7 protein-coding genes and 1 other annotated feature are annotated in these 11,686 nt (G+C 59.6%); all 7 genes read left to right on the top strand.

Translation table 11 applies throughout. The annotated features are described in order from the left end of the window. Positions 1–35: 35 nt before the first annotated feature. The 7 genes from recJ to ilvB all read left to right on the top strand — a co-directional run bounded on the left by recJ (position 36) and on the right by ilvB (position 11,668). Complete coding sequence (gene recJ, locus H6A20_RS08385; protein WP_204906677.1) at positions 36–1,802, top strand: single-stranded-DNA-specific exonuclease RecJ; 1,767 nt, start codon at positions 36–38, stop codon at positions 1,800–1,802. A 135-nt stretch (positions 1,803–1,937) separates the two neighbouring features. Continuing rightward, complete coding sequence (locus tag H6A20_RS08380; protein ID WP_243426182.1) at positions 1,938–4,226, top strand: RelA/SpoT family protein; 2,289 nt, start codon at positions 1,938–1,940, stop codon at positions 4,224–4,226. A gap of 21 nt (positions 4,227–4,247) precedes the next feature. Further along, positions 4,248–4,868 (top strand): MBL fold metallo-hydrolase, encoded by a 621-nt coding sequence (locus tag H6A20_RS08375; RefSeq protein ID WP_204906675.1) that lies wholly within the window; start codon positions 4,248–4,250, stop codon positions 4,866–4,868. Between the two features lie 124 nt (positions 4,869–4,992). Continuing rightward, the gene (hemZ, locus tag H6A20_RS08370) at positions 4,993–6,468 is read left to right on the top strand and encodes a coproporphyrinogen dehydrogenase HemZ (RefSeq protein ID WP_204906674.1); all 1,476 of its coding nucleotides are present in this window, start codon (positions 4,993–4,995) and stop codon (positions 6,466–6,468) included. Then, a complete protein-coding gene (gene hisS / locus H6A20_RS08365; RefSeq protein WP_204906673.1) occupies positions 6,459–7,724 on the top strand; it encodes a histidine--tRNA ligase in 1,266 nt (421 codons plus the stop codon). The genes hemZ and hisS overlap by 10 nt, the downstream gene beginning before the upstream one ends. A 27-nt stretch (positions 7,725–7,751) precedes the next feature. Beyond that, positions 7,752–9,560: an aspartate--tRNA ligase gene (gene aspS / locus H6A20_RS08360; protein WP_204906672.1), complete on the top strand. Its 1,809-nt coding sequence runs from the start codon at positions 7,752–7,754 to the stop codon at positions 9,558–9,560. A gap of 56 nt (positions 9,561–9,616) precedes the next feature. Then, positions 9,617–9,881, top strand: a binding site (T-box leader). 65 nt (positions 9,882–9,946) lie between these two features. After that, positions 9,947–11,668: a biosynthetic-type acetolactate synthase large subunit gene (gene ilvB / locus H6A20_RS08355; RefSeq protein WP_204906671.1), complete on the top strand. Its 1,722-nt coding sequence runs from the start codon at positions 9,947–9,949 to the stop codon at positions 11,666–11,668. Positions 11,669–11,686: the final 18 nt, after the last annotated feature.

The following is an 11,686-nucleotide window of genomic DNA, read 5'->3' as shown; positions in this document are numbered from 1 at the left end:
ACAGGCGCATGCCTCTTTTTGGAAGAGGAAGCGATATGAAAGAGAGATGGGTGTTACTTAGAAAGGGAGCGGATTTCGCGGGGATCGGGCAGAAGTTCGGCATCAGCCCCCGGCTGGCCTGCCTCATCCGGAACCGGGACATTATAGGGGATGAGGCCATAGAGACCTATCTGCACGGCACCATTGCGGATCTGGAGGACGGCATGCTGATGCGGGACATGGACCGGGCGGTGGAGATCCTCATGGAAAAGATCCGGGAGGGCGCGCCTGTCCGCGTCATCGGCGATTACGACATCGACGGGGTCTGCGCCACCTACATCCTGCTGGAGGGGCTCGGGAGGCTGGGGGCGTCCGTGGACATGGACATCCCGGACCGGATGGAGGACGGCTACGGCCTGAGCAGGAACCTCATCGACCGGGCGTTTGACGCGGGGACGGACACCATCCTCACCTGCGACAACGGCATTGCGGCCTTTGATGAGATCGCCTGCGCGAAGGGGCTGGGGATGACCGTCATCGTGACGGACCACCACGAAGTGCCCTACGAGGAGCGGGAGGGGGAGAAGGTCTACCGCCTGCCGCCTGCGGACGCAGTGGTGGACCCGAAGCGGGCGGACTGCCCCTATCCCTTTAAGGGACTGTGCGGCGCCGCCGTGGCCTACAAGCTGATGGAGGCGCTCTACGAGTCCATGGGACAGGACTCCGCGGATCTGGACGATCTTCTGGAGGAGGTGGCCATCGCCACCGTGGGGGATGTGATGGATCTGACCGGGGAAAACCGCATTTTTGTGAGGCAGGGGCTGGAGATGCTGCGGACCTCCCCGGGCCGGGGGCTTGCCTCCCTCATCGCCTGCACCGGGGTGGAGAAGGAGAGGCTCAGTGCCTACCACATCGGCTTTGTCCTTGGGCCCTGCATCAACGCCAGCGGGCGGCTCGACTCGGCCCGGCGGGCGCTGGAGCTTCTGCAGGCCCGGACCAGGCAGGAGGCGGACATCCTGGCCGGGGACCTGAAGGTCCTCAACGACAGCCGCAAGGAGATGACGGAGCGGGCGGTGGAGGCGGCCAGGGAGCTGGTGGAGCGCACTCCGGCCGGCCGGCAGAAGGTGCTGGTGCTCTACCTGCCGGACTGCCACGAGAGCCTGGCGGGGATCGTGGCCGGGCGGATCCGGGAGTTGTACGGGAAGCCAACTTTTGTCCTCACGGACAGCGGGGAGGAGGTCAAGGGGTCCGGCCGCTCCATTGAGGCGTATTCTATGTACGAGGAGCTCAACAAGTGCCGCCGGCTATTTCTAAAGTTCGGCGGCCACCGGCAGGCGGCGGGCCTGTCGCTTAAGCGGGAGAACGTGGAGAGATTCCGGCAGGACATCAACGCGGTCTGCACCCTGACAGAGCAGGATATGGCGGAAAAGGTGGCCATAGACATGGAGCTGCCTTTCTCCTGCGTGACAGAGGAGTTCCTCGCGCAGCTGGAGCTTCTGGAGCCCTTCGGAAAGGGGAATCCCAAGCCGGTGTTTGCCTGCAGGAACGCGGCCATCCGCTCGGCCAGGCTCATCGGGAAGAACCGGAACATGCTGCGCCTGCAGCTCTTTGACGGGAGCACGGTGATGGAGGCCGTGTATTTCGGGGATGCGCAGGCGTTTCTCGACCAGGTGGAAGAGAAGCGGGGACGGGATGCCCGGGAGGCTTTTTTCGCCGGCGGATACAGGGACGTGCGGATTTCTGTCACCTTTTACCCCGGCGTCAACGAGTATATGGGGCAGAAAACCATGCAGATTGTCATCACCCACTATCAAATTGTTTGAAAAAACAGAAAACAGATGATATACTAAAAGATGACATTTTATTGACAGGAGAAGGATGAAGAGGAGGGAACTGCTATGACGGGTGTGATGACGTACGAGTCTGACAGCAAGAACCGTATTGCACCGGAGTCGATCATGGAAAATCAGATGCTTGGACTGGAGGTCGTGGACGGCCACGCCGTAAAGGCGCCGGAAGATTACCAGGATCCGGAGCAGCTTTACCAGATGCTGATCGCCCGTATCCGCAAGTACCATCCCTCCACGGATGTCTCCATGATCGGGAAGGCGTTCAGGCTGGCCAAAGACGCGCACAGGGACCAGTGCAGGAAGTCGGGCGAGCCCTACATCATCCATCCTCTCTGGGTGGCCATCATCCTGGCGGATCTGGAGATGGACAAGGAGACGATCGTGGCCGGCATGCTCCATGACGTGGTGGAGGATACGGATGTGACATACGAACAGATCCGGCAGGAGTTCGGGAACGAGGTGGCCCTTCTGGTGGACGGCGTCACCAAGCTGGGACAGCTGTCCTACTCGTCGGACAAGCTGGAGGTGCAGGCGGAGAACCTGCGGAAGATGTTCCTGGCCATGGCCAAGGATATCCGTGTGATCATCATCAAGCTGGCTGACCGGCTCCACAATATGCGGACCCTGCAGTTCATGCGGCCGGAGAAGCAGAAGGAGAAGGCGAGGGAGACGATGGACATCTACGCGCCCATCGCCCAGAGGCTCGGTATCTCCAAGATCAAGACCGAGCTGGACGATCTGGCGCTGAAGTATTCCCAGCCGGAGGTGTTCTACGATCTGGTGGATCAGATCAACCGCCGCAAGACTGAGCGGGAGGAGTTCGTGGAGCAGATCGTGGAGGAGGTTTCCCGGCATATCAGCAACGCGGGGATCAAGGCCGAAGTCAACGGCCGCGTCAAGCATTTTTTCAGCATTTACAAGAAGATGGTGAACCAGGACAAGACTGTGGACCAGATCTACGACCTGTTCGCGGTGCGGATCATCGTGGACACGGTGAAGGACTGCTACGCGGCGCTCGGCGTCATCCACGAGATGTACACGCCCATTCCGGGGCGGTTTAAAGACTATATCGCCATGCCCAAGGCAAACATGTACCAGTCCCTCCACACGACGCTGATGAGTTCGGTGGGGCAGCCCTTCGAGGTGCAGATCCGGACCCAGGAGATGCACAAGACGGCTGAGTACGGTATCGCGGCTCACTGGAAGTACAAGGAGTCCAACGACGGGAAGAAGACCGTGAAGGACCAGGAGGAGGAGAAGCTGAACTGGCTGCGCCAGATCCTGGAGTGGCAGAGGGACATGTCGGACAACCGGGAGTTCCTAAGCATGCTGAAGGGAGACCTGGACCTGTTTGCCGAGGATGTGTACTGTTTTACCCCGAACGGGGATGTGAAGAGCCTGCCAAACGGCTCCACGCCGGTGGATTTCGCCTACGCCATCCACAGCGCGGTGGGCAACAAGATGGTGGGCGCAAGGGTCAACGGAAAACTGGTCAATATCGACTACAAGATACAGAACGGCGACAGGATCGAGATCCTCACGTCGCAGAATTCCCGGGGGCCGAGCCGGGACTGGCTGAACATTGTCAAGAGCACGCAGGCCAAGAACAAGATCAACCAGTGGTTTAAAAAGGAGTTTAAGGAGGAGAACATCGTCCGCGGCAAGGAGATGATCTCCGCCTACTGCAAGGCGAAGACCATCAATCTGTCCAACATCCTGAAGCCGAAGTACCAGGAGATCGTCCAGAGGAAGTACGGGTTCCGGGACTGGGATTCCGTGCTGGCGGCCATCGGCCACGGCGGCCTCAAGGAGGGCCAGGTGGTGAACCGCCTGGTGGAGGAGTACGGCAAGGAGCACAAGCAGGAGATCACGGACGAGGTGGTCCTGGAGCGGGTTGCCGAGGCGGCGAAGAACAAGGTGCATATCGCCAAGTCCAAGAGCGGCATCGTTGTCAAGGGGATCGACGACATGGCTGTGCGGTTTTCCAGATGCTGCAGCCCGGTTCCGGGCGACGAGATCGTCGGGTTTGTCACGAGGGGCAGGGGACTGTCCATCCACCGGACGGACTGTGTCAATGTCATCCACCTGACAGAGGCCGAGCGGGCCCGCCTGATCAGCGTGGAGTGGGAGGACGAGGTGGCCGAGGAAGAGGGAGGCCAGTATCTGGCGGAACTGCGGATGTACACCTACGACAAGCAGGGGCTGCTGATGGAGATATCCAGGATCTTTACGGAGGCCAAGATCGATGTGAAGTCCCTGAACGTGCGGACCAGCAAGAAGGGGACGGCCACCATCGAGGCCGGGTTTATCGTGCACGGCCGGGAGGAGCTGGCCGCCATTTCCAAGAAGCTGCAGCAGCTCGACGGCGTCATCGACATTGAGCGGGCGGCCGGATAAGGCAAAAGAGAGGTGTGTTGCATGAAAATAGAAAAATTTGTCACAGGCATCATAAGCACCAACTGCTACCTGGTGCGTAATGAGGAGACAAAGCGGGCGGTCATCATCGACCCGGCGGCCTGCCCCTCCTACCTCATGAGCCACATAAAGAGCGAAGGGCTCCAGGTGGAGGCGATCCTCCTCACCCACGGGCATTTCGACCACATCATGGGGATCGATGATTTCCGGAAGGAATTCCCGGTGCCGGTCTATGTCCACGAGGCGGATCAGGAGACGCTGCTCGACGCGTCCCTCAACCAGTCCATGATCTATACGAACGGGTATACCTTCGGCGGGGCGACCAGCATCCGGGACGGACAGACACTTGACCTGGCGGGGTACCGGTTCCAGGTGATCCACACACCGGGACACACGCCCGGCGGCGTCTGCTACTACGTGGAGGAGGAGAAGACCCTCTTCTCCGGCGACACCCTGTTCCAGAATTCCGTGGGCCGCACGGACTTCCCCAACAGCAGCACCTCGGATCTGGTGCGCTCGGTCCGGGAGAAGCTGCTGCGTCTGCCGGAGGATGTGACCGTGTATCCGGGGCATATGGGCGAGACGACCATCGGGCATGAGAAGATATATAATCCGTTTGTTTAATGCAGTGCAATTCCGGACGTAACACTTTTCAAAAGTGTTACGTCCGGAATTGCGTCAACCCCTGCGCTATTGTGCATCCTGTTCCACACAATACAAACAACAGAGAGGACGAACATACAAGATCATGATCCAATTAAACTGCAGCCACAATATGTATACATATAATACTTATCACCTTGTCAAGGCGTTCTTCCCGGAGGAGGAAGTGTGTCAAAACGTCGCGGAGGACATGGAAGATGCGTTCCGGATGACCTTCCCGGACGGGAGGGAGTTTGCGGTGAAACGGGAGGAGATCCCGGCCGGGGCGGACCGGAGCGCCGGCAAATATGCCGTGGACACGCGGCTGTACGAGGCGTGCCGCGCCTACACGGGCCGGGAGCTGGCCTGGGGCCTCCTGACAGGGGTGCGCCCCACGAAGCTGGCCATGCAGAAGCTGGAGGAGGGGATGGACCGGGATGCGTTTGTGAGATGGTTCCGGGAAGACTCCTATGTGAGCGGGGAGAAGGCACAGCTTGCCTGGGAAATTGCCGGCAGGGAGAAAAGCCTTCTGGACCGGCTGGACTGCCGGGACGGCTACAGCCTCTACGTGGGGATCCCCTTCTGCCCGTCCGTGTGCAGCTACTGCTCCTTCAGTTCCGGCTCCCTCGCACAGTGGCAGGATCACATCGGGGACTACCTGGCGGCGCTTCTAAAAGAGCTGGCGTGGATCGGGGAGCGGGCCGCTCTCTGCGGGAAAAAGATGAACACCGTCTACATCGGCGGCGGCACGCCCACCACGCTGACGGCCGGGCAGCTGGAGGAGCTTTTGTCCTGCATCGACCGCTGCTTTTCAAGGGAGCACCTTCTGGAATACACGGTGGAAGCGGGGCGGCCCGACAGCATCACGGAGGAAAAGCTGCAGGTCCTGCGGGGGCACGGCATCACCCGCATCTCCATCAACCCCCAGACGATGCAGCAGAGGACGCTGGACCTGATCGGAAGGCGGCATACGGTGGACGAGATCAAAGAGAGCTTTCACATGGCCCGGGGGCTCGGGTTTGACAATATCAACATGGATCTGATCGCCGGCCTTCCCGGGGAGACGGCGGCGGATATGGCGGACACGCTGGAGCAGATCCGCGCCCTCGGCCCCGACAGCCTGACCGTCCACTCCCTGGCCATCAAGCGGGCGGCCAGGATGGGGCAGGAGAAGAGCACAACCGGCAGCATCGCCTCCCTTGCGGGAGATCCGGCCGTCATGGCCCGGGAGATGTCCGCCATGATCCGGATGGCCTACGGGGCCGCCGGGAAGATGGGGCTTTCCCCCTACTACCTGTACCGGCAGAAAAACATGGCCGGCAATTTTGAAAATGTTGGCTTTGCAAAGGTTGACAAAGCAGGAATATACAATATACTTATTATGGAAGAAAAGCAGTCCATCATCGCCGCGGGCGCAGGCGCATCAACGAAGATCCTTCTGGATGAGCCTCTTGACGCACCGGGCGGAAGAAAGGGCACAAAGACAACACTTGTGCGGGCGGAGAACGTGAAGAACATCCGGGAGTACATCACCCGCATTGATGAAATGATAGAGCGAAAAGGAGAGTGGCTATGGCGCTGAAGAAAAAGCCGGTTACCGGCATGAAGGACATCCTTCCCCGCGAGATGGAGATCCGGGATTACGTGATCCAGATGATAAAGGACACATACAGGACATATGGATTCATGTCCATGGAGACGCCCTGCGTGGAGCACATTGAAAATCTGTGCAGCAAGCAGGGGGGAGACAATGAGAAGCTGATCTTCAAGATCCTCAAGCGCGGGGAGAAGCTGAAGATCAAAGAGGCCCAGGAGGAAAATGACGTGGTGGACGGCGGACTCCGCTACGACCTGACCGTCCCCCTCGCCAGGTACTACTCCAACCATGCCAACGAGCTCCCCTCGCCCTTCAAGGCGCTGCAGATCGGGAATGTGTGGAGGGCAGACCGCCCGCAGAAAGGGCGCTTCCGCCAGTTCGTGCAGTGCGATATCGACATCCTGGGCGAGGCCGGCAACCTGGCGGAGATCGAGCTGATCCTGGCCACGACCGCCATGCTCGGCAAGATGGGATTTAAGAATTTCACCGTCTGCATCAACGACCGCAACATCCTGAAGGCCATGGCCGCCTACAGCGGCTTCCGGGAGGAGGACTACGACGAGGTGTTCATCATCCTGGACAAGATGGACAAGATCGGCCCGGAGGCTGTGGCGCAGGAGCTTATAGAGCTCGGCTACACGCAGGAAAACGTGGACACATACCTCAGGCTTTTCGAGGAGACGCCGGGCGATGTGACAGGCATCCGCTTCCTGAAAGAGAAGCTGGGCGGTCACTTAAGCGACGCGACCGCGGAAAATATGGAGATGATCCTGTCCAGCGTCGAGGCCGCAAAGGATACGGATTTCCAGATCCGCTTTACCCCCACCATGGTGCGAGGCCAGTCCTACTACACAGGGACGATCTTCGAGGTTGTCATGGACGACTTCGGCGGTTCCGTGGCAGGCGGCGGGCGCTATGACAAGATGATCGGGAAATTCACGGGTCAGGACACGCCGGCCTGCGGCTTTTCCATCGGGTTTGAGCGCATTGTCATGCTGCTTCTGGAGAACGGCTACCAGGTTCCCAGAAGAGGGGGCAGGACGGCGTACCTCCTGGAGAAGAACATGCCAAAAGAGGGCGTGCTCAAAGTGCTGGGGCTTGCCCGCGACGGCCGCGCAGCCGGGCAGCAGGTGCTGGTCGCAAACATGAAAAAGAACAAGAAGTTCCAGAAGGAGCAGCTAGCGCAGGAGGGGTACGAGACCATCATCGACTGCTACGCGGACTCCTATGAAAAATTATAGAATGCAGATAAAGGAGAAGAAAAAACAATGGCAGAGAGTATGCAGGGCTTAAAGAGAACGCACCGCTGCGGCGAGCTTTCCGAGGCCCATATCGGACAGACCGTCACCGTCATGGGATGGGTGCAGAAAAACCGCAATAAAGGGGGCCTGGACTTTGTAGACATCCGGGACCGCTCCGGCATCATACAGGCTGTATTTGAGGAGGGAAGGACGCAGGCCGCCCTTCTCGAGAAGGCGGCAAGACTCCGGGCGGAGTATGTGGTCGCTGTGGTCGGAAAAGTGGAGAAGCGCTCCGGCGCTGTCAATGAAAATATCGCGACAGGCGGGATCGAGATCATCCCGGAGGAGCTCAGGATCTTATCCGAGGCGGAGACGCCCCCGTTCCAGGTGGAGGAGAATTCCAGGACAAAAGAGGAAGTGCGCCTGAAATACCGCTATCTGGACCTGCGAAGGCCCGACATGCAGCGGAACCTCCTCATGCGCAGCCGCGTCGCCACCCTGACAAGGCAGTTCCTGGCAGAGGAGGGATTCCTGGAGATCGAGACGCCGGTCCTCATCGGAAGCACGCCGGAGGGCGCCAGGGATTACCTCGTGCCGAGCCGGATCCACCGGGGGCATTTTTACGCGCTGCCCCAGTCCCCGCAGCTCTTCAAGCAGCTCCTCATGTGCGCGGGCTGCGACCGCTACTTCCAGTTGGCCAAATGCTTCCGCGATGAGGATCTGCGGGCGGACCGCCAGCCGGAGTTCACCCAGATCGACATGGAGCTCTCCTTCGTGGATGTAGACGACGTCATCGATGTAAACGAGCGGCTTCTGGCGAAGCTGTTCCGCGAGGTGCTGGGCGTGGACGTGCCCCTGCCGATCCCGCGGATGACATGGCAGGAGGCTATGGACCGCTTCGGCTCCGACAAACCGGACATCCGCTTCGGCATGGAGCTGAAGAACGTGACAGACGTCGTAAAAGACAGCGAATTCGCTGTGTTCAAGGGCGCCATTGAGGCCGGCGGCACAGTCCGCGGCATCAACGCCAAAGGGCAGGGAGCCATGCCCAGGAAGAAGATCGACAAACTGGTCTCCTTCGCCAAGGACTTCGGAGCGAAGGGACTCGCCTATATCGCCATCCAGGAGGACGGCACAGTGAAATCCTCCTTCTCCAAATTCATGACCGATGAGGAGATGCAGGGCCTCATTGAAGCCATGGAGGGAGAGAGCGGCGACCTGCTCCTCTTCGCGGCGGACAAAAACAAGGTCGTGTGGGACGTGCTCGGCAACCTGCGCCTGGAGCTTGCCCGCCAGATGGAGCTCCTTGACAAGAGCGAGTACAGGTTCATCTGGATCACGGAGTTCCCGCTCCTTGAGTGGAACGAGGAGGAGAACCGGTTCACGGCCATGCACCACCCCTTCACCATGCCCATGGAGGAAGATCTGCAGTACATCGACACAGACCCGGGCAGGGTGCGTGCAAAAGCCTACGACATTGTGCTGAACGGCAACGAGATCGGCGGCGGCAGCGTCCGGATCTTCAACCAGGAGATCCAGAACAAGATGTTTGAGGTGCTGGGCTTCACCCAGGAGAAGGCGCAGGAGCAGTTCGGCTTCCTTCTGACCGCCTTCAAATACGGGGTTCCGCCTCACGCCGGGCTGGCTTACGGGCTCGACCGCCTCGTCATGCTCATGGCGAAGCAGGACAGCATCCGCGACGTGATCGCCTTCCCGAAGGTGAAGGACGCCTCCGACCTGATGACAGAGGCGCCGACCACGGTCGACCAGAAGCAGTTGGACGAGCTGGGACTGGCCATCGTGCCGGAGGAGACTGCCGGCGGGGAAAGAGAATAAAAAAAGTCAGTTGACAATTGACAGGTATATCAACTATAATAAGAGAAATTATCTGATTAAATGCTATGACAAGGAGGAGTACATAGATTTCGGAAGCCCAGAGAGGAGATGGACGGTGCGAATCTCCGTGACGGATGTATGGAAGTAGCCTTCGAGCAGTGGACCGAACGCAGCAGATGCTGTCAGTAGACTTCAACGGTATTCCCCCGTTATGGGAACCGGTATCGGATCTTTCCTTATGGAAAGTCCCGTACTGACAGAGTGCAGAGAAGATCTTCTCTGAATTTAGGTGGTAACACGGATGAGACATTCGCCCTAAGCCGTAAGGCTTAGGGCTTTTTCATTCCGCGTGACAGACAGAGTTTGCGATAGAAGGAGGAAAGAGTATGAGAAAAATTTCTGGCAACAAACTTCTTGTGAAAGCCCTGAAGGAAGAGGGAGTGGACACCATCTTCGGCTATCCGGGGGCCTGCACCATCGACATCAGCGACGAGCTTTACAAGCAGGACTATACGAAGGTGATCCTTCCCAGGCAGGAGGTGGCCCTCGTCCACGAGGCGGACGCCTACGCCCGCTCCACAGGGAAAGTGGGCGTGTGCCTGGTGACAAGCGGACCGGGCGCCACGAACCTGGTGACAGGACTGGCCACGGCCAACTATGACAGCGTGCCCCTCGTGTGCTTCACGGGCCAGGTGGCCCGGCATCTGATCGGGAACGACGCCTTCCAGGAGGTGGATATCGTCGGCATCACGCGCAGCATCACAAAGTACGGTGTGACGGTCCGCAACCGGGAGGATCTGGGGCGCATCATCAAGGAAGCGTTCTACATCGCCCGGACCGGACGCCCGGGTCCGGTGCTTGTTGACCTGCCCAAGGATGTGATGGGAGAACTGGGAAGCGCCGACTATCCCACGGACGTCAACATCCGGGGCTACAAGCCGAACACCCACGTACATATCGGCCAGCTCAAGCGGGCCATCAAGATGCTCTCCAAGGCGGACAGACCGCTGTTCCTGGCGGGCGGCGGCGTGAACATCGCCCATGCCGGCGGCGCGTTCACGGAGCTGGTGGAAAAGACCCATGTGCCGGTGGTGACCACCGTGATGGGCCGGGGCGCCCTGCCCACGCAGCATCCCCTGTTTGTGGGAAATCTGGGCATGCACGGGGCCTACGCCGCCAATATGGCGGTCAACGAGTGCGACCTGCTCTTCTCCATCGGGACAAGGTTCAACGACCGGATCACGGGGAAACTCCACTCCTTTGCCCCGAAGGCCAAGATCGTGCACATTGACATCGACACATCCGCCATCTCGCGGAACGTGCAGGTAGACATCCCCATCGTGGCTGACGCGGGGGAGGCCATTGACAAGATGCTGGAGTATGTGGAGCCCTGCGAGACGAAAGAGTGGCAGAATGCGATCGCCGGCTGGAAGGCGGAGCATCCGCTGACCATGAAGCCGAGACCGATCATGACTCCAAAGGACATCCTGGATGTGATGAACGAGATGTTTGAGGACGCCATCGTGGTGACCGACGTGGGACAGCATCAGATGTTCGTCTCCCAGTTCCTGGAGATGACGCCGAAGAAGCAGCTCCTCATGTCGGGCGGCCTGGGAACCATGGGCTACGGCCTGCCCGGGGCCATCGGGGCCAGGATCGGCAACCCGGACAAGACAGTCATCTCCATCTCCGGGGACGGCGGCATGCAGATGAACAGCCAGGAGATCGCCACGGCTGTGCTGGAGGAGCTGCCCATCATCAGTTGCGTGTTCAACAACAGCGTGCTCGGCATGGTGCGCCAGTGGCAGAAGCTCTTCTACGGCAAGCGGTACTCCATGACCTGCCTCCGCTCCGGCGCGGCCTGCCGGGGCAAATGCGGGGAGGTGGAATGTCCGCCCTACACGCCTGATTTTGTGAAGCTGGCTGAGAGCTACGGCGCGAAGGGGATCCGGGTGACGAAGAAGGAGGAGATCCGCCCGGCCTTCGAGGAGGCGGCCAGAAGCACGAAGACGCCCACGATCATCGAGTTCCTCATCGATCCGGAGGATCTTGTATACCCGATGATCCAGCCAGGCGGCACGCTGCAGGATATGATCATGGACTGTTAGAAAGGAGAGAAGCGATAT

Source organism: Mordavella massiliensis (assembly GCF_016901695.1).
GTDB classification, from domain to species: domain Bacteria; phylum Bacillota; class Clostridia; order Lachnospirales; family Lachnospiraceae; genus Claveliimonas; species Claveliimonas massiliensis_A.
Note: the sequence above shows the minus strand (reverse complement) of the source record. Positions and strands in the feature narration are given on the sequence as shown.